Source organism: Paracidovorax wautersii (assembly GCF_900113035.1).
Taxonomy (GTDB): Bacteria; Pseudomonadota; Gammaproteobacteria; order Burkholderiales; family Burkholderiaceae_C; genus Paracidovorax; species Paracidovorax wautersii.
In genome coordinates this window covers 90,883-117,622 of record NZ_FONX01000016.1, presented here as the reverse complement: position 1 = coordinate 117,622, position 26,740 = coordinate 90,883, and the positions used below count along the sequence as shown (strand labels likewise).

General features: G+C 69.7%; 25 protein-coding genes and 1 pseudogene. 10 read left to right on the top strand and 16 right to left on the bottom strand.

Going from position 1 to position 26,740, the window contains the following annotated elements:
• The 3 genes and pseudogenes from BM070_RS24445 to BM070_RS19930 form a co-directional block, all read left to right on the top strand.
• Window positions 1–172, top strand: a pseudogene (locus tag BM070_RS24445) (IS5/IS1182 family transposase); the annotation flags it as partial.
• Window positions 173–539: 367 nt separating this feature from the next.
• Complete coding sequence (locus BM070_RS19935; RefSeq protein ID WP_217648958.1) at window positions 540–1,628, top strand: AAA family ATPase; 1,089 nt, start codon at window positions 540–542, stop codon at window positions 1,626–1,628.
• Window positions 1,625–2,125 carry a hypothetical protein gene (locus BM070_RS19930; RefSeq protein WP_175518558.1) on the top strand — a complete coding sequence of 167 codons (501 nt, stop codon included), beginning with the start codon at window positions 1,625–1,627 and terminating at the stop codon, window positions 2,123–2,125. The genes BM070_RS19935 and BM070_RS19930 overlap by 4 nt, the downstream gene beginning before the upstream one ends.
• A 319-nt stretch (window positions 2,126–2,444) precedes the next feature.
• On the opposite strand, the gene BM070_RS19925 is transcribed toward BM070_RS19930, so the two are convergent.
• Entirely contained in the window at window positions 2,445–3,356 is a 912-nt protein-coding gene (locus BM070_RS19925) for a LysR family transcriptional regulator (protein ID WP_092941152.1), read from the bottom strand.
• A 229-nt stretch (window positions 3,357–3,585) separates the two neighbouring features.
• Between BM070_RS19925 and BM070_RS19920 the strand changes: the two genes are divergently transcribed.
• From BM070_RS19920 to BM070_RS19905, 4 genes are all read left to right on the top strand, one after another.
• Window positions 3,586–4,581, top strand: a complete 996-nt coding sequence (locus BM070_RS19920) for a 2Fe-2S iron-sulfur cluster-binding protein (RefSeq protein ID WP_092941150.1) — start codon at window positions 3,586–3,588, stop codon at window positions 4,579–4,581.
• Window positions 4,582–4,655: 74 nt separating this feature from the next.
• Complete coding sequence (locus BM070_RS19915) at window positions 4,656–5,927, top strand: aromatic ring-hydroxylating dioxygenase subunit alpha (protein WP_092941148.1); 1,272 nt, start codon at window positions 4,656–4,658, stop codon at window positions 5,925–5,927.
• Between the two features lie 4 nt (window positions 5,928–5,931).
• Complete coding sequence (locus tag BM070_RS19910) at window positions 5,932–6,426, top strand: aromatic-ring-hydroxylating dioxygenase subunit beta (protein ID WP_175518557.1); 495 nt, start codon at window positions 5,932–5,934, stop codon at window positions 6,424–6,426.
• A 16-nt stretch (window positions 6,427–6,442) separates the two neighbouring features.
• A complete protein-coding gene (locus tag BM070_RS19905) occupies window positions 6,443–6,763 on the top strand; it encodes a non-heme iron oxygenase ferredoxin subunit (RefSeq protein ID WP_092941146.1) in 321 nt (106 codons plus the stop codon).
• 110 nt (window positions 6,764–6,873) lie between these two features.
• Here the strand turns inward: BM070_RS19905 and BM070_RS19900 are convergent, their stop codons facing one another.
• From BM070_RS19900 to BM070_RS19845, 12 genes are all read right to left on the bottom strand, one after another.
• Entirely contained in the window at window positions 6,874–7,518 is a 645-nt protein-coding gene (locus tag BM070_RS19900; RefSeq protein WP_245785310.1) for a glycine zipper family protein, read from the bottom strand.
• Window positions 7,519–7,630: 112 nt separating this feature from the next.
• Window positions 7,631–8,983 (bottom strand): MFS transporter, encoded by a 1,353-nt coding sequence (locus BM070_RS19895; RefSeq protein ID WP_245785309.1) that lies wholly within the window; start codon window positions 8,981–8,983, stop codon window positions 7,631–7,633.
• Between the two features lie 7 nt (window positions 8,984–8,990).
• Entirely contained in the window at window positions 8,991–9,557 is a 567-nt protein-coding gene (locus BM070_RS19890; protein ID WP_092941142.1) for a hypothetical protein, read from the bottom strand.
• Between the two features lie 38 nt (window positions 9,558–9,595).
• On the bottom strand, window positions 9,596–10,351 hold the full coding sequence (locus tag BM070_RS19885; RefSeq protein ID WP_139222890.1) for a hypothetical protein: 756 nt from the start codon (window positions 10,349–10,351) through the stop codon (window positions 9,596–9,598).
• A gap of 184 nt (window positions 10,352–10,535) precedes the next feature.
• Window positions 10,536–11,906, bottom strand: a complete 1,371-nt coding sequence (locus tag BM070_RS19880) for a sigma-54-dependent transcriptional regulator (RefSeq protein ID WP_092941140.1) — start codon at window positions 11,904–11,906, stop codon at window positions 10,536–10,538.
• A complete protein-coding gene (locus BM070_RS19875; protein ID WP_245785308.1) occupies window positions 11,891–13,381 on the bottom strand; it encodes a sensor histidine kinase in 1,491 nt (496 codons plus the stop codon). The genes BM070_RS19880 and BM070_RS19875 overlap by 16 nt, the downstream gene beginning before the upstream one ends.
• A 101-nt stretch (window positions 13,382–13,482) precedes the next feature.
• A complete protein-coding gene (locus BM070_RS19870) occupies window positions 13,483–14,547 on the bottom strand; it encodes a homocysteine S-methyltransferase family protein (RefSeq protein WP_092941136.1) in 1,065 nt (354 codons plus the stop codon).
• A 24-nt stretch (window positions 14,548–14,571) separates the two neighbouring features.
• On the bottom strand, window positions 14,572–15,453 hold the full coding sequence (locus BM070_RS19865) for a LysR family transcriptional regulator (protein WP_092941134.1): 882 nt from the start codon (window positions 15,451–15,453) through the stop codon (window positions 14,572–14,574).
• A 74-nt stretch (window positions 15,454–15,527) separates the two neighbouring features.
• Window positions 15,528–16,691 (bottom strand): acyl-CoA dehydrogenase family protein, encoded by a 1,164-nt coding sequence (locus BM070_RS19860; protein WP_092941132.1) that lies wholly within the window; start codon window positions 16,689–16,691, stop codon window positions 15,528–15,530.
• The gene (locus tag BM070_RS19855; protein ID WP_092941130.1) at window positions 16,691–17,101 is read right to left on the bottom strand and encodes a cupin domain-containing protein; all 411 of its coding nucleotides are present in this window, start codon (window positions 17,099–17,101) and stop codon (window positions 16,691–16,693) included. The genes BM070_RS19860 and BM070_RS19855 overlap by 1 nt, the downstream gene beginning before the upstream one ends.
• A gap of 32 nt (window positions 17,102–17,133) precedes the next feature.
• Complete coding sequence (locus BM070_RS19850) at window positions 17,134–18,393, bottom strand: CaiB/BaiF CoA transferase family protein (protein ID WP_092941128.1); 1,260 nt, start codon at window positions 18,391–18,393, stop codon at window positions 17,134–17,136.
• Window positions 18,394–18,499: 106 nt separating this feature from the next.
• Window positions 18,500–19,480 (bottom strand): Bug family tripartite tricarboxylate transporter substrate binding protein, encoded by a 981-nt coding sequence (locus BM070_RS19845; protein ID WP_092941126.1) that lies wholly within the window; start codon window positions 19,478–19,480, stop codon window positions 18,500–18,502.
• A 300-nt stretch (window positions 19,481–19,780) separates the two neighbouring features.
• Here BM070_RS19845 and recQ point away from each other — a divergent pair, with 300 nt between their 5' ends.
• Complete coding sequence (recQ, locus tag BM070_RS19840) at window positions 19,781–21,643, top strand: DNA helicase RecQ (protein ID WP_092941124.1); 1,863 nt, start codon at window positions 19,781–19,783, stop codon at window positions 21,641–21,643.
• Window positions 21,644–21,773: 130 nt separating this feature from the next.
• On the opposite strand, the gene BM070_RS19835 is transcribed toward recQ, so the two are convergent.
• Window positions 21,774–22,646: a gamma-glutamyl-gamma-aminobutyrate hydrolase family protein gene (locus BM070_RS19835; RefSeq protein ID WP_245785307.1), complete on the bottom strand. Its 873-nt coding sequence runs from the start codon at window positions 22,644–22,646 to the stop codon at window positions 21,774–21,776.
• 177 nt (window positions 22,647–22,823) lie between these two features.
• On the opposite strand from BM070_RS19835, the gene BM070_RS19830 reads away from it, so the two are divergent.
• Complete coding sequence (locus BM070_RS19830) at window positions 22,824–23,996, top strand: CHASE2 domain-containing protein (protein ID WP_092941120.1); 1,173 nt, start codon at window positions 22,824–22,826, stop codon at window positions 23,994–23,996.
• Between the two features lie 51 nt (window positions 23,997–24,047).
• Complete coding sequence (locus BM070_RS19825) at window positions 24,048–24,404, top strand: HPF/RaiA family ribosome-associated protein (protein WP_092941170.1); 357 nt, start codon at window positions 24,048–24,050, stop codon at window positions 24,402–24,404.
• A gap of 12 nt (window positions 24,405–24,416) precedes the next feature.
• Here BM070_RS19825 and BM070_RS19820 read toward each other — a convergent pair whose 3' ends face one another.
• On the bottom strand, window positions 24,417–25,277 hold the full coding sequence (locus BM070_RS19820; RefSeq protein ID WP_092941118.1) for a TIGR03915 family putative DNA repair protein: 861 nt from the start codon (window positions 25,275–25,277) through the stop codon (window positions 24,417–24,419).
• Between the two features lie 18 nt (window positions 25,278–25,295).
• On the bottom strand, window positions 25,296–26,609 hold the full coding sequence (locus tag BM070_RS19815) for a putative DNA modification/repair radical SAM protein (RefSeq protein ID WP_092941116.1): 1,314 nt from the start codon (window positions 26,607–26,609) through the stop codon (window positions 25,296–25,298).
• Window positions 26,610–26,740 lie beyond the last annotated feature (131 nt).

Sequence of the window (26,740 nt, the reverse complement as noted above, 5' to 3'; positions counted from 1 at the left end):
TGTCTTCGGCACCCTCAAGCACTGGATGGGCTGGACGCACTTCCTGACTCGAGGCATCGAGAACGTGTCCACCGAAATGAGCCTGAGCGTGTTGGCGTACAACTTCAAACGCGTCCTCAGCATCCTGGGCTTCGAAAACACAATGAAGGCAATGCGCCTTTCGGGTGCCTAGGCCGCCCGAAAGGGTCGCTGTAAGCGGGAATCGGCCGTCCGAAGGTACCTCAAAGACCCCTCAGACGAATCGCAGGCTCGGCCAATCCGAGTAAGCCACTGTGGGCCGGAGTAGCGCTGCTGCGAGGTAAGTTCTCCGTGCGTTATCACACGGCCTCCAGCGGTTGCTGCCGGTCACGGATGCGTCGTCATATCACGTTCCTTTTTTATAAAGCAGGCACACAGATGCACACGCCGTTGCTGACCTTATGCTCATTTCTTGCAGGTTTATCTCACGCTTCGCTGATTGGGTGTGAAGCCATTAGGTGGTGTTCGTGCGACTTCGAGAGCCCGCTTGACTCCATCTGTGTACGTTGTACACTGACACTGTGAATGATGTTCACGGGAAGGTTGGTATGGCTCAGCAGAGCGATGAACTGGTGGGGATAGGTGAGATTGCCGAGATGGCCGGGGTTTCCCGTCAAGCAGTCGCCAACTGGCGCGTGCGGGCGGCTGACTTCCCTAGCCCGGTTACGGAGCTAGCTTCCGGGCCAATATTTCGGCGCTCGCAGATTCGGTCTTGGCTAAAGAGGAATAAAAGGAATACCCCAATGACTCATGTGATTTCGACGATAAATTTGAAGGGTGGTGTTGCGAAGACGACCACGTCTGTGGCACTGGCCGAGGTTTTCTCGGCGGAGATGCGAAAGAAGGTCCTAGTCATTGACCTGGACCCGCAGACCAACGCGACGATCATGCTGCTCGGGGAGGACAAGTGGCTTGAGCTGAACAACCTGGGCCATACCCTGGCCCAGTTGTTCAAAGACGCCATGAATCCCGACGTGAAGAAGTTCGACCTCAACGCCACACTCCAGAAGCAGGTGGGTGACGTTCAAGAGGCCAGGACTATTGACCTGCTGCCGTCGAGCCTTGACCTGATCGACGTGCAGGATCAGCTAGCGTCTGCGCCATCGGGGAAGTTCTACGCAGTCAATCCCGTAGAACTCCTCTGGCGAGCGGTGAAGTCGAAGCTGGACGACTACGACATTGTCATCATCGACTGCCCGCCAAACCTGGGCATCGTTACCCTGAACGGCCTGCGCCTCTCGGACGCTTACATCATTCCCACTATCCCCGACCACCTCTCGACCTACGGTATCCCGCAGATCGTGACCCGGGTGGGGGAGTTCGCGCAGGCCATCGGCGAGGACATTGACCCTCTGGGCATCGTCATCACGAAATACCAGGCCAACTCGACGGTGCACAACACCGTGCTGAGACAGCTTCAGACCGACGCGAACTTCCCCGATGTGTACGACACGAAGGTCAAACAAACCAATACTGCGTCGGCGGCAGCTGAGCACACGACGCACAAAAGAACGCTGCGGCAGAAGTACGGCTCCGATCCCAACGGGCTCACCTCGACATACATCGAACTGGCGAAAGAGATTTGGGACGATTTGGAGGGCGAATTGTGAGCTTACGGAACAAACTCAATCGCCTGATGCGGGTGGTGATCGAAGAGGCGGAGCGCAACCCCGGCTTCGAGGCTGCGCTTAACGATGCCCTGGACTCGACACCGAGCAAGCGTAAACCGTCCAAGGTGGAAATCTCTGCCCCAGTAGATGAGGGTGAGGCGAAGCGAGGGAAGAACCGACGTGCCCCAGCGGCGCTCGATCCTGTCCAGGTCGTGCGAGACGGCGAACCTGCGCTACGGAACGCGTTGGAAAAGCTATCGCTGGAACAGCTGCGCGACATCGTTGCCGAGTACGGTATGGACCCGAGCAGGCTTGTGATGAAGTGGAATACGCCAGAGCGTGTGATTGACAGGATTGTGGAGATGTCGGTCGCACGTGCGCATAAGGGGAATGCCTTCCGGAAGCCCGCCGACGAGCCCGCGCCGTCGAACATCGGAGCAAACGACATGCCACGCTCTGATACTCAATCTCCGAGTGAGCCACCGATAACGTCATGAAAAAGGGGATGACTTTTGAGCGTCCCCTTCGAAACACGGCGGAGTAGCGTCGGCTTCTGTTCCGACATGAGCAGCTGTTTCCATGACTTGCTTGATTCAGCCTCGGATGAATGACCTGTCTGGCTGGTCAAGCGGTCATGCGAAATCCGATCAGGTGAGAGACCGCTTCCGGGGTTAGGCAAAATTTCAGTCGTTAATTTTGAATGTCTCAGTTCAGCCTATAGGCGACATTGATACGCGCCCCGTGCGTGATTGAAAAGTAACGCCCCAATAGCTCCCGAATCTCGATGGCCGAACCGGCGGTTTCGCCGCGCCACCCTCACTCCCCCTCCGCAAACATCTCCACCAACACCCCCCGCAACCACTGGTTCCCCGGGTCCCGGTGGTACTTGGTGTGCCAGAAGAGGTTGATTGCCACCTGCGGCAGCTTGGCGGGGTGGGGCGCGTAGGCTAATCCGAAGGGCTCGGCCATGCTCTGGGCCATTTTTTCGGGCACGGTGGCGACCATTTGCGTTGCTTGCAGGATGTGGCCGATGGCGACGAAGTGCGGCACGGTGAGGCGCACGTCGCGGGCCACGCCCATGCGCTCCAGCAGCTCGTCCACCTTGCCGTGGCCCGTGCCTTCCGAGACGACCACCACGTGCTCCGCCTTGGAGAACTCCGCCAGGCCGATGCTGCGGCGCTTGTGCAGAGGGTGGCCCTGGCGGAAGAGGCACACGTAGGGCTGGCGGAACAGTCGGCGCTGGAAGAAGCCGGCCTTGAGCTGCGGCAGCAGGCCGATGGCGAGGTCCACCTTGCCGGCTTCCATGGCGTCCCGCAGGTCCGTCGCGCTGTTGCGCACGGTGGTCAGGCGCACGCCGGGCGCCACCTGGGCCAGCCGTTCCAGCAGGCGCGGCAGGAAGTAGATCTCGCCGATGTCCGTCATTCCCACCTTGAACACGCGCCGGCTGGTGGCGGGCTCGAAGCCCAGCTTGTGGTTGAGCGCGCCGTGGATCATGGCCAGCGCATACGACACCGACTCCGCGAGCTGGTCGGCATAGGGCGTGGGCTGCATGCCCTGGGCGGTGCGCAGGAAGAGTTCGTCGCCCAGCAGGCGCCGCAGCCGCGCCAGCGCGTTGCTCACGGCCGGCTGCGTGAGGCCCAGGTTCTCCGCGGCCTGCGACACCTTGCGCGTGACCAGCAGTTGCTGGAAGACCACCAGCAGGTTGAGGTCGATGTCTTCCAGTTCCACGATCAGACCTTTATTGATTTGAGTGATGCAGTGTATTCAGGCCATTCTATTGGCTGATTATTCAAGGCAGGGAATGATCGGGGCCATAACGACCACTTAAAAGCGGCACACACAGCTCAGCGAAGCGGTTCTGGCAAGGCTCCGCGCCGCAGGCAGAACGGGCAGGTACGGCAAGGCGCGGCAACGCCGCCAAAAGAGCTGTGTGGGGCGCGATAACGAGACAACCACGATGGAACTGCATATCGAACCGTTGGGCCGCGTGCTGCCCGTGGCGCCGGGCGCCAACCTGCTGGAGGTTCTGCGCGAGCACCAGATCCCCGTTTCCTACAGTTGCATGGCCGGGCGCTGCGGCACCTGCCGCTGCAAGGTGATCGCGGGCGAGGTGCTGGATTCCGGCCAAGCCCTGCGCATGCCGCCGCTGGGCGGCGATGGCGAGGCCCAGTACGTGATGGCCTGCCAGACGATTCTGAGCGAGTCCTGCACCATCGAGATTCCCGAGCCCGACGAGGTGGTGGTGCACACCGCCCGCACCCTGAAGGCCACGGTGACGGCCGTGGAAACGCTCACGCACGACATCCGCCGCCTGCGCTTGAAGCCTGCCAAGCCGCTGGACTTCTCGCCCGGGCAATACGCGCAGCTGCAGTTCGGCCCGGGCCTGGTGCGGCCCTATTCGATGGCCGGGCTGCCCCAGGATGACGAACTCGAATTCCACGTGCGCCTGGTCGAGGGCGGGCTGGTTTCCACCCACGTCGCCAACGTGCTGGCCGTGGGCGATGCGGTGCGCGTGAGCGGGCCGCTGGGCTCGGCCTATCTGCGCCGCAAGTACGAGGGGCCCATGCTCTGCGTGGCGGGCGGCACGGGGCTGGCGCCGATTCTCTCCATCGTGCGCGGCGCGCTGGAAGCCGGCATGCCCAACCCCATCCACGTCTATGCCGGCGCGCGGTCGGCGCGCGATGTCTATGGCCTGCAGTGGCTCTCCGCGCTGCAGCAGCGCTACCCGCAGCTGCACGTGCATGCCGTGGTGGCCGCCGCCGATGCGGCGCCGGGCCAGCGCATGGGCCTGGTCACCGACGCCATCGCCGAAGACTGGCCGAGCCTGGAAGGCTGGCGCGCCTACCTATGCGGATCGCCGCCCATGGTGGAGGCCGTGTCGCTGCTGGCGCGCCAGCGCGGCATCGCGCCCGAGCACCTCTACGCCGACGCTTTCTACGCCAGCACGCCTTGAGTCCCCGGGGGCCGTGCCCGGCCTTCCTGATTTTTTCCGCAACGCCCAAGAACAAGTCCCAAGGAGACAACGACATGAGCAGTTCGCCCCACCCCGTCTTTCCATTGCAGCCCGTCTGGGAAAGCTCAGGCACCCACCGCGTGCCCTTCGCGGCCTATACCAGCGAGGAGATCTACCGCCGCGAGCTGGAGCGCTTCTTCTACCGCGGCCACTGGTGCTACGTGGGCCTGGAGGCCGAGGTGCCGAACCCGGGCGACTTCAAGCGCACGGCGATCGGCGAGCGCTCGGTGATCCTCACGCGCGGCGAGGACATGCAGCTGCATGTGGTGGAGAACGTCTGCGCGCACCGCGGCATGCGCTTTTGCCGCGAGCGGCACGGCAACCGCAAGGAGTTCGTCTGCCCCTACCACCAGTGGAACTACAAGCTCGACGGCGCGCTGCAGGGCGTGCCCTTCCGCCGCGGCGTGAAGCAGGACGGCAAGGTCCACGGCGGCATGCCGGCGGATTTCAAGCTGGAAGAGCACAGCCTCACGCGGCTGAAGGTGGCCGTGCGCGGCGGTGTGGTGTTCGCCTCGTTCGACCACGACGTGGAATCGCTGGAGGACTTCATGGGCCCGGTGATCCTGGGCTACTTCGACCGCATGTTCAACGGCCGCAAGCTGAAGATCCTGGGCTACAACCGCCAGCGCATTCCGGGCAACTGGAAGCTGATGCAGGAGAACATCAAGGACCCGTACCACCCCGGCCTGCTGCACACCTGGTTCGTCACCTTCGGCCTCTGGCGTGCGGACAACAAGTCCGAACTGAAGATGGACGAGCGCCACCGCCATGCGGCCATGGTTTCCACGCGCGGCGAGGTCAAGAAGCAGGCGTCCGACGTGTCGAATGTCTCCAGCTTCAAGGCCGGCATGCAGCTGGAAGACCCGCGCTTTCTCGACATCGTGCCCGAGCCCTGGTGGGGCGGCCCCACGGCGGTGATGACCACGCTGTTCCCCAGCGTGATCCTGCAGCAGCAGGTCAACAGCGTCTCCACGCGCCACATCCAGCCCGTGGGCCACGATGCCTTCGACTTCGTGTGGACGCATTTCGGCTACGAGGACGACACCGACGAGATGACCGAGCGCCGCCTGCGCCAGTCCAACCTGTTCGGCCCGGCGGGCTTCGTCTCGGCCGACGACGGCGAGGTGATCGAGTTCTCGCAGCAGGGCTTCGAGCAGAAGCCCTTCCACCGCGCGCTGGTGGAACTGGGCGGCCACGGGGTGGGCGACACCGACCACATGGTGACCGAGACGCTGATCCGCGGCATGTACGAATACTGGCGCGGCGTGATGGAGAAGGAGGACTGACGCCATGGCTACCAACAACACCAACCCCATCGACTTCGCCGACTGGTTCGCGCTGCAGCAGCTCTATGCCGACTACGCCGCCGCGCTCGACGCCGCCCAGTGGGACCGCTGGCCGGGCTTCTTCACCGAAGACTGTGTCTATCGCCTGCAGCCGCGCGAGAACCACGAACGCGGCCTGCCGCTGGCCACGCTCTCGTTCGACAGCCAGGGCATGCTGAAGGACCGCGTCTACGGCATCCGCGAGACGCTGTTCCACGACCCGTACTACCAGCGCCACGTGATCGGCGTGCCCCGGCTGCTGACGGCGGACGAGGGCCGCTGGGAATGCGAGACGAACTACGCCGTCTTGCGCACCAAGCTGTCGGAGCCCTCCACCGTGTTCAACGTGGGCCGCTACCTCGACGTGGTGGTGCGCACGCCCGAGGGGCTGCGCTTCGCCCGCAAGGAATGCATCTACGACAGCGAAATGATCCTGAATTCCATCATCTACCCGATCTGATCCGAGGAGACACACCATGACCGCCATCGATACCGCATGGACCGAGGCCGCCGCCCTGGGCGACCTGCCCGAAGACGACGTGATCGGCGTGACCGTCGCCGGGCGCGACGTGGCGCTCTACACGGTGGAGGGCGAAGTGTTCGCCACCGACAACCTCTGCACCCACGGCAACGCGCGGCTGTGCGACGGCTTCCTGGAAGGGCACGAGATCGAATGCCCGCTGCACCAGGGCCGCTTCGACGTGCGCGACGGCCGTGCGCTCTGCGCCCCGCTCACCGAGGCGCTGCGCAGCTACCCGGTGCGCATCGAGCAGGGCAAGGTGTTCCTGCAGCTCTGAGATCGTGAACACGTTCTGAGGGCCTTTCGGCGTCCCCTGCGAGATCGCCAGGGGATTCCGAGGCTGCAGTTCGCTGCCACCCGCTGACCCTGGCGGCCACTGGCGGCCGCTCAGCGCAACACCCGGCAGTTGCCGAACTCGCAGCGCACGGCCAGCGCGTCGCCGTTGTCGCAAGGCACGGTGTAAGTCTCGAAGCCCGGCCCCTTGGCGGCCAGCGTGGCCAGGGGTTGCGCGCTGCAGGCACGGTCGCGGGCCAGGCGTTCGGCGTTGAAGGTGTCTGTGCCGGTAGGGCGGGGCGGCACGAAGGGGGCCGCAGGCGTGGCGGGCACCACGGGCCCGTAGGCATAGGGCTGCGGGCCGCCGCCATGGCCGCGCGCCGCCATGCAGGTCTGCAGCAGGCGCTGCTGGCGCTGCAGGGCCTCGGCACCGTACTGGCCCGCGCCCAGCACCGCGCCGCCCGCGGCCCAATCCTGCACCGCCGTGTGGCTGCGGCCCAGGGCCCAGACCAGGGCGGCGGCGGCCACGGCGCCTTCGACCATGCCGTTCAGCGTCTCTTGCAGCACGCCGACCTGGCTGGCCTGGGCGCGGCAGTCCCGCAGGTCGGCGGGGTAGCGGGCGCGCAGCGCTTCCTGCGCGGCTGCGTCGGGGCTCTCCGGTGCGGGTGGCGGTGGTGGCACCCCCTGCGTGGTGCAGCCGCAGACCAGCAAGGCCACCAGGCCGGTTCGGGCGACGTGTGCGAAGGCGGCAGCAGGCATGGGCGGCTCCAGCGAAGGGCCGGCCGCCACGTGCGGCCGGAGGGCACGAGCGTACGGCATGCCGCGGCCGCCGTCAGCCGCCTGTCGCGTGCGGCCCGCGTTTTTGGCCCGTTCAGGCCGGCACGGCGGCGCCGGCCGGGTGGGCCGCTGCGCTGCGCTGGGTGGCCAGGCGCTGGGCCATCCAGAAGGCGGGCAGCGCCAGCAGCGCGCAGCCGGCGAGCACGGCGAAGGCCAGGCCGAAATGCCCGCCCGCACCCACGATGGTGTTGGCGACGGCCGGGCTCATGGCGGCGCCCACGCCCTGCATGGTCATCACCAGGCCCAGGGCGGTGTTGTAGCGGCCGCTGCCGCGCACGTAGCGTTCCACCATCAGCGGCGTGGCCACGCCCAGGGCGCCGGCGGCGATGCCGTCGAGCACCTGAACGGGGATGTTGGCCCAGGCGTCGGGAATGGCCCAGGCGATCATGCCGCGCACGGGCAGCGCGCAGATGGCGATGTAGATGAAGACCTGCAGGTCCCACTTGCGGCTGCGCGAGACCCAGAGCGCCACTGGCACCATGGTGAGCTGCGCGACGACGATGGCGATGCCCGTCCACAGCAGCGGGGACGAGTCGGGCACGGTGGCGGCCAGCCGCTGGTTCAGCAGCGGCAGCATGGCCGCATTGCCCAGGTGGAAGAGCGCGCAGGCCAGGCCGAAGCACCACAGCGGCCGGTGGCGCAGGAAGGCGCGCAGGCCCTCGGGGGCCACGGCGCGCGGGTCGTTGGAGGATGCGGAAGGCGCTGGCGCGGCCGGCTCGGCATCGCCGCCGCGCGCGGCCACATGGTCGATGTCGCCCGGCCGGATGGCACGCAGGCAGGCCAGCGCGCCCACGGCCATGGCCGTCATGACGACCAGCATCCAAGGTGCGCCCAGCCAGTGCGCGAAGGCGGCAGCGCCCAGCGCCGAGACGATGTTGCCGGCGTGGCTGTAGGCCTCGTTGCGGCCGGTCTGGTGGCGCAGGCCGCTGCTGCGCGCCAGCCCGAGCGTGAGCGCCGCGAGGGCCGCCGCCAGCACCGCGCCGGCCGTGCCGGTCAGCACCTGCGAGACGATCAGCATGCCGGACGAGCGCGTGGAGAAGGCCAGCGCGCTCGCGCCCAGCACCAGCAGGGCCGCCACCGCCACCAGCGCCCGCTTGGACCGGGTGCGGTCCACGAAGGCGCCGGCCAGCGGCGTGGCGGCCATGCCGGCCAGCCCGCCGGCGGTGAGCACCAGGCCGATCATGGTCTGGTCGATGCGCTGGGCCTGCAGGTAGGTGGCGAGGAACGGGCCCAGGCCGTCGCGCACGTCGGCCATGAAGAAGGCCATCCAGGCCAGCGCGGTGAGGGACGCGCCGGTGGCCGCCGCAGTCGCTCCCGCACTGGCAGAAGGCGGTTCCGACGAAGAAGGCCGGGGCTCTGAGCCAGTGGGGGTGCGTGCGGCGGTCATGGTGGTGTCACTCCTGAGGGCGGGGGGATGGTCCGGCCAGCGGCTGGCCGTTGAGGGTGTGCGCTTCGATCACGTAGCCGGTGGCGCCTGCGCCGCGCAGGGGCCGGGCGGGGCCGGCGGCGGTCACCGCGTCGCCGGGCTGCAGCCGTAGCGCGGCGTAGCCTTCGGGCCGGGTATGGATGAAGTCGCCGGTATCGAGCACCACGCCGTTGGGCTCGCCATGGCGGGCGTGGTGGATGCGGGCGACGCGGCCGTTGACCTCGCGCACCGGCTCCTGCGGCGCGTGCGGCTTGCCATCGACGGCCACCAGGCGTTCGAAGGCATAGACCTCATGCACCGCCGCACCGTGGCGCGGGGGCGGGGCCTGCGTGCCTTCGACCAGCACCTGCTGGCCGGCGCGCACGGCATCGAAGGCGCGGGCGGCATCGTCATCGTGCGGGGCGAAGGTGAACTGCGCGGGCGTGCCGCCCACGTCGATCAGGACGCCTTCGACAGTGCCGCGCGGGCTGTAGAGCGGGTACAGGTAACGGCCTTCCAGCGACCAGACCTGCTTGCTTTCCTGGGGGCGGCTCATGGTGTGCGGGCTCCTCTGGTGCAGTGCATGGCGGCCATTCAGGGGCGCGGGCCGACGGGGCCGATGGGAGCGCCGGGCAGGCCGGGCGCGCCGGGGCCGCCGGGTGGGGCCAGCATGTCCTGCAGCGTGCTGGGCGAGGCGCCCAGCTGCGCGGCCTCGATGCCGGTGCCCAGCGCGTTGCGCGTGCCCCAGCCGCGCACCGAGACGGTGGCGCCGGTCTTGAGCAGCGGCATCACGGCGCTGCCCATGTGCGGCGGAAAGCGCACGACGGTGCCGTCTTCCAGCAGCAGGCCGTGGGCATCGCCGCGGCTGTTGAACAGCACGCGGGCCACGCGGCCGTCGGCCTGCAGCGCGGTCAGCGCTTCCTGCGGCGGGGGCAGCGGGCGCTGGCCGGGCACGGGGGGCGTGTCCTGCACCACGCGGCCTTGCGACTGCAGGCTCACGGCGCGCAGCACGCCGATGTCGCGGCGGTTCCAGCCGGTGGCCTGCACCGCGTCGCCCACGCGCAGCCAGGAGGTCAGCTCGGCCGAGAGATGGGGCGGGAAGGCGATCTGCGTGCCGTCCTGCAGCAGCAGGCCGTCGGCTTCGCCGTTGGGGTTGACCAGCCAGCGCTGCACGGTGCCGCTGACCGTGGCCTGCTCCATCGGCGCGGTCTGCACCAGCTGCGGCGCCGGGCCGCGCGGAGCGGGTGCGGGCTGGGCCTGGGCGCCGGCGGCCAGCATCAGGGCGGCTGCGCTGGCGAGGGCTGCGCGGGCCAGTCCGGTACGGGCGATGGGATGGAAATTCGGTTGCATGGCAATCATCCTTGAGGGTTGGTGACGCCACAGGTATCCCAAGATGCGTGCCACCTGCGAAACCCTTGCGAATCAAGCACTTGCGTCGCCGTGCCGGCCGTGGGGCTGGGTGGAATGGCGACAGGCTGTCCGGTTTCCGGACGCCTGCAGCGGTGCCGTGTCGCCATGCCGGTCGCCTTCTTCATCACCCCAGCCCGTACTGCGTCAGCTTGCTGTAGAGCAGCTGGCGGTGGATGCCCAGACGCCGCGCAGCCTGCGAGCGGTTGCCGTCGGACTCGCGCAGCGCGTGCTCCAGCATCAGCCGCTCCAGCCGTTCGACGGCCTCGGGCAGCGGCGCATCCAGCCAGGCGGCGGGCAGGGCGGCGTCGGCAGCTCCCGCAGCGGTGGCCCCCGCGTCGGCGCGCAGGTCCAGGTCGGCGGCCGAGACCACCGCGCCGCGCTGCAGCGCCTGGCAGCGCTCCATGGCGTTGCGCAGCTCGCGCACGTTGCCGGGCCAGGGGTGGTCCAGCAGCGCGCGGGCGGCTTCGGCCGACAGGCGCCGGGCGGGCTGCGGCGCGGCGGCGCGGCGCAGGAAGTGCTCGGCCAGCGGCACGATGTCGGCCAGCCGCTCGCGCAGTGGCGGCAGCACGATGTGCAGCACGTCCAGCCGGAAGCGCAGGTCTTCGCGGAAGCGCCCCTCGCGCACGGCGGCGGCGAGGTCGCGGTGGGTGGCGGCCACCACGCGCACGTTCACCTTCACCGGCCGGTGGCTGCCCAGCGGCGTGACCTCGCTTTCCTGCAGCGCGCGCAGCAGCTTGGCCTGCACGTCCAGCGCCATGTCGCCGATCTCGTCGAGCAGCAGCACGCCGCCCTCGGCCGCGCGGAAGCACCCGGGCCGGTCGGCCTGCGCGCCGGTGAAGGCGCCCTTGACGTGGCCGAACAGCTCGCTTTCCAGCAGCTCCTTGGGGATGGCCGCGCAGTTGAGCGCCAGGAAGGGCCCGCCCGAGCGCGCCGAATGCCGGTGCAGGGCGCGCGCCACCAGCTCCTTGCCGGTGCCGGTCTCGCCTTCGATGAGCACCGGCGCCTCGCTGGCGGCGGCCAGGCCGATGCGCTTGTGCACCTCGCGCATGGCTTCGCTGATGCCGATGAGTTCGCCGTCCTGCGCCGCCTCGGCGTCCGGCGCGGGCGCGGCCAGGGCAGCGCCGGCTTCGGCGCTCGCGCGCAGGGCGCGGTCGAGCACTTCCACCACGGCGGCACGGCTGACCGGCTTGGTCAGGTGGTCGAAGGCGCCCAGGCGCATCGCCTCGATGGTGCCGGAGCCGCTGGCATAGGCCGTCAGCACCAGCACGGGCGGCAGCCGCGCCGTGCGTGCGGCCAGCGCGGCCAGCGTCTGCAGGCCGTCCATGCCGGGCATGCGCTGGTCCAGGAAGATGGCGCCGTAGCGGTGGCTTTCGACCCGGCGCAGCGCCTCTTCGCCGCCGCCGGCGGCATGCACTTCGTGGCCCAGGCTCTGCAGGGTCTCGACCAGGGATTCGCGGAAGGCGGCGTCGTCATCGACGACTAAGAGGCGCGCCATGGCAGCTCCAGTGTGAATCGTGCGCCGCCGCTGCCGTCGGCATGGCGGGGCGCGTAATGCAGTTCGCCGCCGTGGGCCAGCGCCACCTCGCGGGCCAGCGCCAGGCCCAGGCCGTTGCCGTCGGCGCGGCCGGTGGCGAAGGGTTCGAAGAGCTGGGCCTGCAGCGCCTCGGGCACGCCGGGGCCGTCGTCTTCCACGGTGAGCGTGCAGAGGGCGCGGGCCGTGTCCACCTGGGCCGAGAGCAGCACCTCGCCGCCTTCGGGTGCGTGGCGCACGGCGTTGTCCAGCAGGTTGTCGAGCGCACGCGCGGCATGCGCGGGATCGAAGACGGCTTCGGCCGTGCCGCCCGGCGCGCCGCCTTGCAGCGCCAGCCGCACGCCGCGCGCTTGGGCGGCGGGGCGGGCCGTGTCCAGCCGCTCCTGCAGCCAGGCGGCCAGCGCCACGCTGCGGGGCTGCAGGTGGAGCGGCTGCACCAGCGAGAGCAGGCTCTGCACCAGCCCTTCGAGCCGGTCGATCTGCGTGACGATGGCGCCCAGCGCATCGGCATGGCGGGCGGGCGGCGCAGCCAGGGCGTTCTCGGCCTTCAGGCGCATGGCGGCGATGGGGTTGCGGATCTCGTGCGCGACCGAGGCGGTCATGCGGCCCAGGGCCGTCAGGCGCAGGTCGCGGTGGCGCTGGGCCAGGGCTTCCTTGAGGCGGGCGCGGGCGTCCTGCAGGCGCGTGCCGAAGGCGTTGAAGCCATCGACGATGCGGTCCAGCTCGCGGATGCCGGTGCGCTCCAGCTGGGGCACGGTGCCGTCCGCCGCGCTGGCCAGGGCCTCTTCCAGCCGCCGGATCTGGCGCTGCCCGCGCAGCAGCACCCAGCCCAGCCAGACGCCCGAGGCCACCACCAGCAGCGCCAGCAGGGCGATGGCGGTGCGCAGGCTCTTCTGCGCGGTGATGGCGCCGGAGTGGGCGCGGGTCATGGTCCAGACGGCCGTGCCCGGGTGGGCGGCCAGCGGGCAGGCGGCGACGATCAGCACCTCGCGGCTGCCGCGCACCAGGTTCACGGCGGTGCGGCCGGTGCTGCCGGCCTGGCGGGCGGTCTCCACGATCAGCGGCGATTCGGCGGCGGGCACGTCGATCTTGGCGCTGCTGCCTTCATAGGTGGGGTAGGCATAGGCCAGCATGCTGCCGCCCGGGGGATTGGCGCTGGCGCTCCAGACGCCGCCTTCGACCTGCGGCGCCTCCAGCAGCACCACGTGCAGCAGCACGCGCAGCAGGTCGGCCTGGGGTGCGTCGGCCGCCACGCCGGGCACCGACTTGGCATAGCGGCTGGCGATGTTCTCGCAGGCCTGGGTGGCGCTCGCCTGGCTGGCGGCCACCTGGGCGCCGGGGCCGGTCTGGTAGAGCACGACGATGATGGCCGCCACCAGCGCGCAGGCGGCCAGCAGGAACGCCCAGAACAGGATCAGTTGAACGCGCAAGGACCGCACGGCAGGCCATCGGAGTGAGGGACGGCGGATGTTAACGGCGGCGGCCGGCCCGGCTGGTAGGAGAAAGGCGGGTCCGCAGCGCGGGCGGCCCGCTTCGGGCGTCAGGCCGCTTCGGGGTAGAACAGCCGGCGCGTGGGCACGGGCGCCACGGCGCGGCCGATGGCGGCGATGTGGTCCGGCGTGGTGCCGCAGCAGCCGCCCACGATGTTCACGAGGCCCTCGGCGGCGAACTCATGCACCAGGCGGCTCGTGACGTCGGGCGTCTCGTCGAAGCCGGTGTCGCTCATGGGGTTGGGCAGGCCGGCGTTGGGGTAGCAGCTGATGAAGGTGTCTTCGGCGACCCGGTTCAGCTCCTGGATGTAGGGGCGCATCAGCGTGGCGCCCAGCGCGCAATTGAGGCCCACGGCCAGCGGGCGGGCGTGGCGCACGCTGTGCCAGAAGGCGGTCACGGTCTGGCCCGAGAGGATGCGGCCGGAGGCGTCGGTGACGGTGCCGCTGATGATGAGGGGCAGGCGCTCGCCGCTGTTTTCGAAGAATTCGTCGATGGCGAAGAGCGCGGCCTTGGCGTTGAGCGTGTCGAAGATGGTTTCGACCAGCAGCACGTCGGCGCCGCCTTCGACCAGGGCTTCGGTCTGTTCGTAGTAGGCGGCGCGCAGCTGCTCGAAATCGACGTTGCGCGCGCCGGGGTCGTTCACGTCGGGGCTGATGCTGGCCGTCTTGGGCGTGGGCCCCAAGGCGCCGGCCACGAAGCGGGGCTTGTCCTGCGTGGAGAACTTGTCGCAGGCCGCGCGCGCCAGCTTGGCCGAGGCGAGGTTCATCTCGCGCGCCAGGTCGGCCATGTGGTAGTCCTCCTGCGCGATGGTGGTCGCGCCGAAGGTGTTGGTCTCGATCAGGTCGGCGCCCGCGGCCAGGTAGGCCTCGTGGATGTCGCGGATCACGTCGGGCCGGGTCAGCGAGAGCAGCTCGTTGTTGCCCTTCACGTCGCGCGGAAAGTCCTTGAACCGGTCGCCCGCGCCGTCCGCGCCCTGGTAGCCCTCGCCCCGGTACTGGGCCTCGCCCAGCTTGAAGCGCTGGATCATGGTGCCCATGGCGCCGTCGAGGATGGCGATGCGTTGGGCCAGGATGGCGGGCAGTTGGGCGGCGCGGGTGTAGCGGGGCAGGTTCATCCCGCGATTGTAGGAAAAGCGGCCTCAGCCCGGGCCCTCAGAGGCCACTGCCAGAAAGGTTTCCAGCGCCTGGGTCATGGCGTCGCCATGCCAGGCCAGCACGCCTACCGTGGGATGTTCCAGGTGGGCGATGGGCACGAAGCGCACCCCCTGCACCGCCGCCTGCGCCATCGTGGCCGGCACCAGCGCCACGCCCATGCGCATGGCGACCAGGGCCACCACGGTCAGCCACTGGCGCGCAGCGTGGCGCGTGTGCGGCTGGATGCCGGCCCGTTGGAAGAGGGCGATCACGTTGTCGTGGTTGGCTGGCGCCACGTCGCGCGCGAACATCACGAAGGTCTCGTCGGCCAGCGCATGCAGGTCCACCTGCGCGGCGTTGGCCAGCGCGTGGTCCTGAGGCAGGCAGGCCACGAAATGGTCTGGCGCCAGGGGCAGGCTGCGCAGGGGCGAGGGCACCAGGCGGGCATTGATGAAGCCGGCATGCAACTGGCGGTGCAGCAGCGCCTCGGTCTGCTCGCGCGACGACATCTCGCGCAGGTGCACCTCGATGCCCGGCGCACGTTCGCCGAAGGCGCGCACGATGGCCGGCATGTCGCGGTAGACCATGGAGCCGGTGAAGCCGATATCCAGCCGGCCGCGCCGGCCGGCTGCCACGGCCCGCGCCGTGTCGCCCGCCCGCGCCACGCGGTCCAGCACCACGCGGACTTCGTCCAGGTAGGCCAGGCCCGCGGGCGTGAGCGCCACGTGCTTGCTGCTGCGGTCGAACAGCTTCACGCCCAGTTCGTCCTCCAGCGCCTTGATGCCCGAGCTGAGCGGTGGCTGGGTGATGGCGAGCCGCTCTGCCGCCCGGCCGAAATGCAGTTCCTCGGCCAGCACGGCGAAATAGCGCAGCAGGTGCAGTTTCATGCGGGGAATCATGCCAGCCGCTGCGGGGCCCGAGGAGCCAGGGCGCTGAAGCGGCGCAGCCGCCCAATGGGAGGTCAGTAAGACTTCGGCAGGCCGAGCACCTTCTCGGCGATGAAGCACAGGATCAACTGCGGGCTCACGGGCGCGAGGCGCGGAATCCACGATTCGCGCAGGTAGCGCTCCACGTGGTATTCCTTGGCGTAGCCCATGCCCCCGTGGGTGAGGATGGCGCGCTCGCAGGCGTGGTAGCAGGCCTCGGCCGAAAGGTACTTGGCGGCGTTGGCTTCGGCGCCGCAGGGCTGGTGCCGGTCGTAGAGCCAAGCGGCCTTGTGCACCATGAGGTGCGCGGCCTCCAGCTCCATCCACGACTGCGCCAGAGGGTGCTGTATGCCCTGGTTCTGCCCGATGGGGCGGCCGAACACCTCGCGCTCCTGCGCGTAGCCGGCCGCGCGCGCCAGCGCCGCGCGGCCCAGGCCCACGGCTTCACTGGCGATCAGGATGCGCTCGGGGTTGAGGCCGTGCAGGATGTACTGGAAGCCCTTGCCTTCATCGCCCACGCGGTCTTCCACGGGAATGCGCAGCCCGTCGATGAACACCTGGTTGGAATCCACGCACTTGCGGCCGAGCTTCTCGATCTCGCGCACCTCCACCGTGCTGCGGTCCAGGTCGGTGTAGAACAGGCTCAGGCCCTCGGTGCCGCGGCATTCCTCCACCGGCGTGGTACGCGCCAGCAGCAGGATCTTGCTGGCCACCTGGGCGGTGCTGATCCACACCTTCTGGCCGTGCACCACGTAGTGGTCGCCCTCGCGCACGGCGCGGGTCTTGAGCTTGAGCGTGTTCAGACCAGTGTTGGGCTCGGTCACGCCGAAGCAGGCCTTGTCGCGGCCCTGGATCAGCGGTGGCAGCCAGCGCGCCTTCTGCTCTTCGGTGCCGAAGACCACCACCGGGTGCAGCCCGAAGATGTTCATGTGCACGGCCGAGGCGCCCGACAGGCCTGCGCCCGTGGCGGCGATGGTGTGCATCATCAGCGCGGCCTCGCTGATGCCCAGGCCCGCACCGCCGTAGGCCTCGGGCATGGCGATGCCCAGCCAGCCGGCATCGGCCAGCGCCTGGTGGAAGTCGTGAGGAAAGCCGCCATCGCGATCTTTCGCGAGCCAGTAGTCGGCGTCGAAGGGCGCGCAGACGCGCTCGATGGCGTCCCGGATCTGTTCCTGTTCCGGCGAGAGGGCGAAGTCCATCACACGCCTTTCGCCGCCGGGCGGATCACCTTGTCGGGCGACTCGCCGTAGGGTGGGCTGTAGATCACCAGCAGCTTCACGGGCGCGGCGCTGGTGACGGTGAAGACGTGCATGTGGTCGGCCGGAAAGAAGCACATGTCGCCTGGCACCATGTCGAAGGCTTCGCCCTCCACCTCGGCGCGGGCCGTGCCCTCCAGCAGGTAGCAGGCCTGCTCGATGCCTGGGTGCGCATGCGGCAACGCGCCGCCGCCCTTGTGCAGGGTGCCGAGCAGCACTTCCATCTGCCGGGCGCCCACGGTCTCGGGTCCGATCAGGCGCTGGTTCACGGTGTGGTGGTGGTTGGCCGGCTGGTAGCCGGGCACCTGGGCGGCGCGCACCAGGTAGCGGGAGTGGGGGCTGGGTGTGGTCATGGCTTGGGCGTGGAGGTGATCGATCGGAAAGCTCAGGCGCTGTCTTCGGCGGCGCGGCAGGCTCCCTGCGCCAGCAACGCGTCGATCTGCACGGGCGTATAGCCGGCGCCGGTCAGCAGGCTGCGGGTGTGCTCGCCCAGGCGCGGCGCGGGCGGCAGGCTGCGCGCCGGGGGCGTGAAGGACCAGCGCGTGGGATGGGCCATGGCGTGCATGGGGCCCTCGCTGGGGTGCTCGGTGTCGTGCATGAAGCCGGTGGCGCGCAACTGCGGGCTGTGCAGCAGGTCGGCGGGGGAATTCATGGGCATGTTGGGCACGTCGGCCGTGTCCAGCAGCGCCTGCCATGCGGCCGTGGTGCGCGTGCGCAGGATGCGCGCCACCTCGGCATAGACGGCGTCGATGTTCGCGGCGCGCGCGCTGTGCGTGGCGAATCGCGGGTCCTGCGCCAGGCCGCGGCTGCCGTCCTCGCCGATGGCGGCGAAGAAGCTGCGCCAGTGCTTGTCGTTGTAGATCAGCACGCAGAGCATGCCGTCGGCCGTGGCGTAGGGCTTGCGGTGCGCGGTAAGCAGGCGGGCATAGCCGGGCTCGCCCAGCGGCGGCTCGAAGGTCAGCCCCGCCATGTGGTCTCCCAGCACGAACTGCGCCATGGCCTCGAACATGGGCACGACGATGGCTTGGCCCTGGCCCGTCTTCTCGCGGGCGTAGAGCGCCGCCGTCACGGCATAGACGGCGTGCAGGCCGGTCACCCGGTCCGAGAGCGTGGTCGGCGCATACGATGGCTCCGGCGCGCCGTACTGCTGCATCAGCCAGGGAATTCCGGTGGCGCCCTGGATCAGGTCGTCGTAGGCGGGGCGTGCGGCATCCGGCCCCTCCTGGTCGAAGCCGCAGCAGCTCACGTGGACGATGCGCGGGTTGCGCGCGCGCACCGTCTCGTAATCCAGCCCCAGCCGGGCCAGCGCCTGCGGGCGCACGTTGCTGATGAGCACGTCGCACTGCTCGGCCAGCCGCAGCGCCGCCTCGCGCCCTTCGGGATGCTTCAGATCCAGCGCGATGCTCTGCTTGCCGGCGTTGGCGTGCAGGAAGATGTGGCCCATACCCGCATGGCGCATCGGCCCCACGTGGCGCATGTTGTCGCCCTCGGGCGTTTCCACCTTGAGCACCTCCGCGCCCAGCTGCGCGAGGATCTGCGTGGCGAACGGCCCCATGATCACCGAGGTGAGATCGAGCACCCGCACACCTGCCAGCGGGCCGGTGCGGGGTGCGGATTGAGCAGGGGAAGAAGAGTCGTCTGTCATGTCATGTCCCATTAGGCAGATCCGCTGGGCGGTGTCACCTGCGCCCGAGGCCTTTGCATAGGCGCGGCCCAGACCAGCAGATGCCGCGCAAGGGCCGCCCCGCCGCTCAGGGGGTTGTCGGCTGAATCCCGGCTTGCTGGATCAACGTCCGCCAGTGCGCCAGCTGCTGCGCCACGTACTGCGCGAATTCTTCGGGCGTCTTGCTGGGCCAGACCTGGAAGCCGATCTGCGCGAGCTTGTCCTGCGTGTCCCTGTCGGCCAGCACGGCCTGTAGCTCGGTGTTCAGGCGCTGCACCACGGCGGGCGGCATGCCGGCCGGGCCGAAGATGCCGTTCCAGGAAGTGAGGTCGAAGCCCTTCACCGTCTGCCCGATGGGCGGCACGCCCGGCAGCAGGGGCGAGGGCTGGGCGGTGGTGATGCCCAGCGTGCGCAGCTTGTCGCCTGTGAGCATGCTCTTGCCTGAGCCCAGGTCCACCACGTAGGCCTGAACCTGCCCGCCTAGCAGGTCGGTGAGCGCCTGCGGGCTGGACTTGTAGGGCACGCCCAGGAGGTCCACCTTGGCGATGCGCTTGATGGTTTCCATGGCCACCAGCGAGGTGCTGTTGGGCGTGGCGTAGCTCAACGTGCCGGGACGGGCGCGGGCGTAGTCAAGGAATTCGGCCAGCGTCTTCACCGGCAGGGCCGGGCTCACCGCGAGCGCGAAAGGCAGCTCGCCCACGCGGGCCACGGGCGTGAAGTCCTTGATGGGGTCGTACTTGAGGCTGGAATACAGAGCCGGATTGGCCGAGTGCGAGGTGTTCGTGGTCATGAACAGCGTGTAGCCGTCGGGCTTGGCCCGGGCCGCCAGCACTGCGCCCACCTGGGCGTTGGCGCCCGGCTTGTTGTCCACCAACACCGGCTGCTTCAGGCGCTCCGACAGCTTCTGCCCTACGGTGCGGGCTACGGCGTCGGTGCCGCTGCCGGCAGCGAAGGGCACGATGAGGGTGATGGGCGTGCTGGGGTAGGCCGCGGGTTGCTGGGCGGGCGCGGGCAGGCTGGTCGCCGCCACGGCGCAGGCCAACAGGGTGGCCCTGATCAATCGCTGCATGTCTTGTCTCCTTGTCTTGGGGCGGCCGTGGCACCTGCTTGGGGTGCGGCTCGGGGGCATCTTGTCGGCCGCGGCGATTTGCGTCCAATTGAATAATCGGAGCGGTCCATTCGCATTGCGAATCGTCGAAGTCGCTGTGCGTCTGCGGCCATTGCACGGGTGGCACACGGGCGGCGCACAATAGAGCCCCTTCGCAACGGCGGCCCGGCAGGCTGGCCGTGGCGGCGGATTCATGCCCTATCGGCCTGCAGCGCCCATCCCCAGGGCGCTGCCAGCTATCAAAAAGAGAGTCTTCGAGTTTTGTCCCCCGCGCATTTCGTCCTGCACGACGTCTTTGGCTACGACCAGTTCCGCGGCCCCCAGCAGGCCATCGTCGAGCACGTGATCGCCGGCGGCGATGCGCTGGTGCTCATGCCCACGGGCGGCGGCAAGTCGCTGTGCTACCAGGTGCCGGCCATCGTGCGGCGCGATGCGGGCAAGGGCGTGGCCATCGTGGTCTCGCCGCTGATCGCGCTCATGCACGACCAGGTCGGCGCGCTGCACGAGGCCGGGGTGGATGCTGCCTATCTCAATTCCACGCTCGACTGGCAGCAGACGCAGGAGCTGGAGCGGCGCGTGGCGCGCGGCGACATCACCATGCTCTATGCGGCGCCCGAGCGGCTGACCACGCCGCGCTTCCTGGAGCTGCTGGACGGCCTGCACCAGCGCGGGCAGCTGTCGATGTTCGCCATCGACGAGGCGCATTGCGTGAGCCAGTGGGGCCACGACTTCCGCCCCGAATACCGCGCGCTCACCGTGCTGCACGAACGCTATGCCGGCGTGCCGCGCATCGCGCTCACCGCCACGGCCGACGAGCTGACCCGCGCCGACATCGTGGAGCGGCTGCAGCTCGAAGGCGCGCAGCACTTCGTCTCCAGCTTCGACCGGCCCAACATCCGCTATCGCATCGAAGAGAAGAAGGAGCCGCTCGCCCAGCTGCTGCGCTTCATCGAGCGCGAACACCCCGAGGACGCGGGCGTGGTCTATTGCCAGTCCCGCAAGCGTGTGGAGGAGATGTCCGCCGCGCTGGTCGATGCAGGCCTGAAGTCGCTGCCCTACCACGCTGGCCTGCCGCCCGAGGTGCGCCAGGAGAACCAGGACCGCTTCCTGCGCGAGGAGGGCATCGTCATGGTGGCGACCATCGCCTTCGGCATGGGCATCGACAAGCCCGACGTGCGCTTCGTCGCCCACGTGGACATGCCCAAGAACATCGAGGGCTACTACCAGGAAACCGGCCGTGCCGGCCGCGACGGCCTGCCCGCCGATGCCTGGATGGCCTACGGCCTGCAGGATGTGGTGAACCAGCGCCGCATGATCGACGAGAGTCCGGCGGGCGAGGAATTCAAGCAGGTCATGCGCGGCAAGCTCGACGCGCTGCTGGGCCTGGCCGAAGCCACCGACTGCCGGCGCGTGCGGCTGCTGGGCTATTTCGGCGAGGCCTCGGAGCCCTGCGGCAACTGCGACAACTGCCTGAACCCGCCCGCGGTGTGGGACGGCACGGACGCGGCGCGCAAGCTGCTCTCGACCATCTACCGCGTGCACGAGGCCAGCGGCCTCACCTTCGGCACCGGCCACATCATGGACATCGTGCGCGGCAAGGACACCGAGAAGGTCAAGCAGTTCGGGCACGACAAGCTCTCCACCTTCGGGCTGGGCAAGGAATATTCCGAAGCGCAGCTGCGCGGCGTGCTGCGCCAGCTGCTCGCCACGGGCGCGGTGGGCCTGCACAAGGTCATGCTGGAGAGCGGCCACAGCTTCGACACGCTGAGCCTCACCGACGGCTCGCGCCCCGTGCTCAAGGGCCAGACGCCGGTGCTGCTGCGCGAATCCACGGCCAGCGCGCCGGCCAAACGCACCCGCCGCAGCACGGCGCCGCCGGCCGCCGCAGCCAATCTGGGGCCCGACGGACAGGTGCGCTTCATCAACCTCAAGGCCTGGCGCGCCGAGGTGGCGCGCGAGCACAACCTGCCGGCCTACGTGATCTTCCACGACGCGACGCTGGCCGCCATCGCCGAGCGCGACCCACATTCGCTGGACGACCTGCAGGGCATCAGCGGCATGGGGGCCAAGAAGCTCGAAGCCTACGGGGCGGATGTGCTGCGGGTGTGCAAGGCCAGCGCCTGAGAACGCCGCATATTTCCAGAGCGGCTCGCAAAGCCCGGCGAAGCGGTTCTGGCGAGGCGCCGCATCGCAGGCAGTAGCAGCGCTACGGCAAGATGCGGCGACGATGCCAGAAGGGCTTTTTGAGCGGCTCTCAGCGGCGCAGCAGCAGTGCCTGGCGCAAGAGCCGCGAAGCGCGGTCGCGGATCTGGAACGGACTGTGGCCGGGGGCGGGGCGCACCTTGGCCATCGCGCAGGCGGCGAGGAAGTCCTGCAGGATGGGCGTGTCGTCCAGCGCCACCGTGTCCTTGGCGCGGAACTCCGGGTGCCACTGGGTGGCCGCGATGTAGCCCTTGCCCCGGCTGGGGCGGCGGCGGATCGCCTCGGGCACGCCGTCCGGGTAGCTCCAGGCCTCCACGTCGAAGCCCGGCGCCAGGTTCTTGATGCCCTGGTGGTGGATGCTGTTGACCACCACGCGCTCCTGCTGCGGGTAGAGCGCCGAGAGCCGCGTGCCCGGCACCATGTCGATCTCGTGGAAATGCTGGTCGTAGGTGACGGCGTTGCGGTGCTGCTGCGCGCCGGGGTGCTGGGTCTCGATGTCCTGGTAGAGCGTGCCGCCGAAGGCCACGTTGATGAGCTGCAGCCCGCGGCAGACGCCGAAGATGGGCTTGCCCGCCTGCTCGAAGGCCTCGACCACGGCCAGGTCGTAGAGGTCGCGCACGCGGTCGCCCAGCCAGGCGTCCTTGAGCGGCACCTCGCCATAGCTGCCGGGCCAGACGTCGGCGCCGCCATGCATCACCACCCCGTCCAGCCATTCGGCGTAATGCGCCAGCGTGACGTCGCCGCGCGCCGTCTCGCCGGTGGGGCAGGGCACCATCACCACCATGGCGCCGGCCGACATGATCCAGTGCGCGATGGACTGCTCCACGTACTGCAGCGTCTTGTTGGTGAAGAGGGAGCGGGCGGGGTCGGCGTGCGAGAAGCAGGCGGACAGGCCGATCTTCAGGCGGGCGGAGGTGGATGTCATGGCTGGGCGCGCTGGCGCTGGGGTCCGCTGTGCAGAAAGCATGGTTCCGGTTGTAACTCCGAACGCGCCGTGTGGCTGTAGGAACGCGCCCCTGCGCCGCGTCGGGCCTGTTGCTGGCGCGTAGGCCTTGATGCATTTCGTTCCCGGCCGCCGGTGGCGCGGCACCATACTTTGCCCATGCGAGGTATTCCGTTCCTCTTTTCGGCCAGGCGCCTGCGGGCGCGCCGGCCGCCTTTCGCGCAGGTGGCGGCGGTGGGCGCGCTGGCCGTGCTGCTGGTCTGGGCCGCCAGCCTGTCGCAGCCCTGGAACCGGCTGGAGACGATGGCCTTCGACGCCTTCACGCGGCTGTCCGCGCCCGGCCGCAGCACGCTGCCCGTGGTGCTGCTGGCCGTGGACGGCGCGTCGCCCTCCAGCTTGCCCGAGCGGCGCACGCATGCGCGGCTGCTCCAGCGGCTGCATGCCGGCGGCGCGGCCGCGGTGGGGTTCGACCTGCCGTTCTCGGAGCCTTCGACGCCCGAGGACGACGCGGCTTTCGAGCAGGCCATCGCCGCATCGTCCGCGGTGGTGCTGCCCGCCGAGGGGGCGGGCGACGCCGGCAGGCCGCTGCGGCGCTTCGTCTCCGCGGGGGCGCTGGTGGGCGATGCGTCGCTGCAGCCCGATGGCGACGGCGTGGTGCGCCGGGCCTCGGTGCACGTCCACAGCCTGGCGAGCCGCCTGGCAGCCCTGGCCGATGCCCGCGCCGCGCGGGAGGCGCGGGCGGCGGCGCCCTCCGAATACGTGGTCTATCGCGGGCCGCCGGGCACTTTCGACACGCTGCCCTACGAGGCCGCGCTCCTGCCCGGCCGGCTGCCGCCGGACTTCTTCCGGGGCAAGGTGGTGCTCGTCGGCGCCGTGCAGGCGGGCCTGCGCTCCCCCTTCAGCTGGGGCTGGAGCGATGCGCGCCCGTTCCCGCCCATGGAGCTGCATGCCACGCTGATCGACAACCAGCTCACCGGCGCGCGCCTGCGCAGCGTGGACTCCGGCTGGTCGCCGGTGGTGCTGATGCTAGCGCTGCCCCTGCTGCTGGCCGCCGGCTGGCGCTGGCCCGTGGTGGCGGCGCCGTTCGCCCTGCTGCTGGCCGCAGGCGCGGTGGGCGCCTCGTGGCTGCTGTTCCAGCGCGGGCTGTGGTGGCCGCCGGTGTTTCCCGCCGGGGCGGTGCTGGCCGGCTGGGGCGCGGTGGCGTGGTGGCGTGGTGGGTGGCCGGGCAGGCGCCGCGCGGCCGGGTTCGGGCGCGGCAGCGCGCGCGAGCCCAAGCGTGAAGAGACCTTGAGCAAACGCAACGTTTGGCAAGCATTCGCAAAACCCGATTGAAGCGTGGCGCGGCAGCCCCACACTGAAGGTGCCAACCACAAGGAGTCCGCCATGCAAGTACAAGTACAGACCGACGATCACATCGAGGGCAGCGAGGCCATGAACCGCTGGATCGAGGCGGAAACCATCAGCCGGCTGGCCCGGTTCCGCGACCATCTGACGCGGGTCGAGGTGCATTTCTCCGATCTGGACGGCGGCCGCTCGAACGGCGCCGACAAGCGCTGCAACGTCGAGGCGCGCGTCGCCGGCCGCCCGCCCGTGGCCGTGAACGCCGATGCGGCCAAGGTGCCTGAGGCCTTCACCGCCGCCATCGACAAGCTGGTCCGCGCGCTCGACACCGACCAGGGCCGCCTGCGCGACCGCGCCGGCCGCGAGACCATCCGCACGGCCGAAAGCGGCCTGGCCTGATCGGAGTAGTGCCTACCGGGTGGCGGTGATGCGTCGCTGCGGCACCGTGCCGCCGGCCGCCACCATGCGTGCGCTGCGCTCGTGCGCATCGCGCGCCAGCCCGTCGATGAGCGCCGCCTCGGGCAGGTTCTTCCAGTAGCGCGTGGGCATCTCGCGCCGCATCATGTCCAGCTTCAGGCGCGCCGGGTTGAAGGTGTGCCGGTAATAGGTGAGCCAGAGCGCCTCGCCCGCATCGGGCGGCGGCGCTTCGGCGCGCGTGGCGCCGGGCCCGGTCTGCAGCGCGCCCGCGTCCCAGCGCAGGCTGCATTCGGGCGTGAGGATGGCCCAGCGCATCTGCGTGAAGCGCTGCACGAAGAACGCGGCATTGGCCCGGGCGATGTGGTGGTCGGGCTCGAACCAGGCCACGTGCAGCGGCTGGGCCTGGCCGTCGTCCACGGCGCGAAAGCGCACGAAGGCGCGCATCTTGTGCATGTCGCGCCGCACGGCGGCCGCCAGGCGCTGCAGGCGCGCCAGGTCGGGGTCGAGCGCATCGTGGCGCAGCGCCGGCTCGCGCGCGAGGCGCCACAGGGCGCGGTAGAGCAGCGCGTGGCGCTCCGGGTCGCTGTGCAGGGCCGCGTGCTCGGCCAGCGCCAGGAAGGCGCGGGGCACGCGGGCTGTGGGGGGCTGGGGCTGTCCCTCGTTGGCATCGCTGGCGGCGTCGGCCGGCGCTGCTTCCGTGGGCAGCGGCTCGGCCGCGAACAGATCGCTTTCGGCATCGCCTGCCACCTGCCAATGCACGGCCTCGGGCGGCAGGCCGGCCTGCAGGCAGGCGCGGGCGGCCTGGCGAAAGCCCGGCCAGTCGGCCGCGTGGCTCAGGGTGATGCTGCGCTGCATGGCGGCGGGCCTCGGCCTTCAGGCGAAGAGCGATGCCTGCACCGGCGCGGGCGCCAGCTGGGCCCGCAGGCGCGCGGGCGCGCGCAGCCGGTCGTGCGGGAGGTGGTCGGTCACGGCGACGAAGGGCAGCACCTTGGCCAGCGGCAGGTGCAGCCGGCCCAGGTCGGCATGGCGCAGCCGGCGCACGCGGCGGGCGGCCAGCAGTTTTTCGACCGTGCGCACGCCCAGGCCGGGCACGCGCAGCAGGCGTTCGCGCGGGGCGGTGTTCAGGTCCACCGGAAAGCATTCGGGATGGGCCACGGCCCAGGCGAGCTTGGGGTCCATCTCCAGCGACAGCATGCCGCTGCTGCGCGCTTCGCTGTCGCCCAGGGAGGCGGCCGGCGGCACGATCTCGTCGTGCGTGAAGCCGTAGAAGCGCATCAGCCAGTCAGCCTGGTAGAGCCGGTGTTCGCGCACCAGCGGCGGCGCGGCCAGCGGCAGGGCGCGCGAGGCGTCGGGAATCGGGCTGAACGCCGAGTAATACACCCGCCGCAGCCCGTAGCCGCCGTAGAGCCGGGCGCTGGTGGCGAGGATGGTGCGGTCGTCGGCCGCGTCGGCGCCCACGATCATCTGCGTGCTCTGCCCGCCGGGCGCGAAGCGCGGGGCCTCGGCGCGGCGCGTGCGGCCGGGCAGCGAGACGATCTGCGGGCTGCCCGGGCGCCCCCGCTGGTCGCGGGCCTGCTGGCGGGCGTCGTCGATGTGCAGCGCCAGCCGGCCCATGGAGCGCTGGATGGCGGCGCCGTCCTTCTCGGGCGCCAGGGCCGCGAGGCCCTGTTCGGTGGGCAGTTCGATGTTGATGCTGAGCCGGTCGGCATAGCGGCCGGCGCGCTGCAGCAGCTCGGGCGACGCGTCGGGAATGGTCTTGAGGTGGATGTAGCCGCGGAAGTCGTGCTCCTCGCGCAGGACGCGGGCCACCTCCACCACGCGCTCCATGGTGTAGTCCGGGCTCTGGATGATGCCGCTGGAGAGGAACAGCCCCTCGATGCAGTTGCGGCGATAGAAGTCGAGCGTGAGATCCACCACCTCCTGCACCGCGAAGCGCGCCCGCGGCACGTTGCTGCTGACGCGGTTCACGCAGTAGAGGCAGTCGTACTGGCAGTAGTTGGTGAGCAGGATCTTGAGCAGCGAGATGCAGCGCCCGTCCGGCGCGTAGCTGTGGCAGATGCCCATGCCCTCGTTGGAGCCGATGCCGCGCCCGCCCACCGAATTGCGCGCCGACGTGCCGCTGGACGCGCAGGAGGCGTCGTACTTGGCGGCGTCGGCGAGGATGGCGAGTTTGGATTCCGTGAGCACTGTGATAATTTACAGTGTTTTGAGGGAATCCGCTGGGCAAGACCTTGCGGCCTGTCTTGCCAATTGCTATGTTAAATGTAGCTATCAGCCCTTGTGGATAAAGGGCAGAAGGTGATTTTGATGCTTATTCC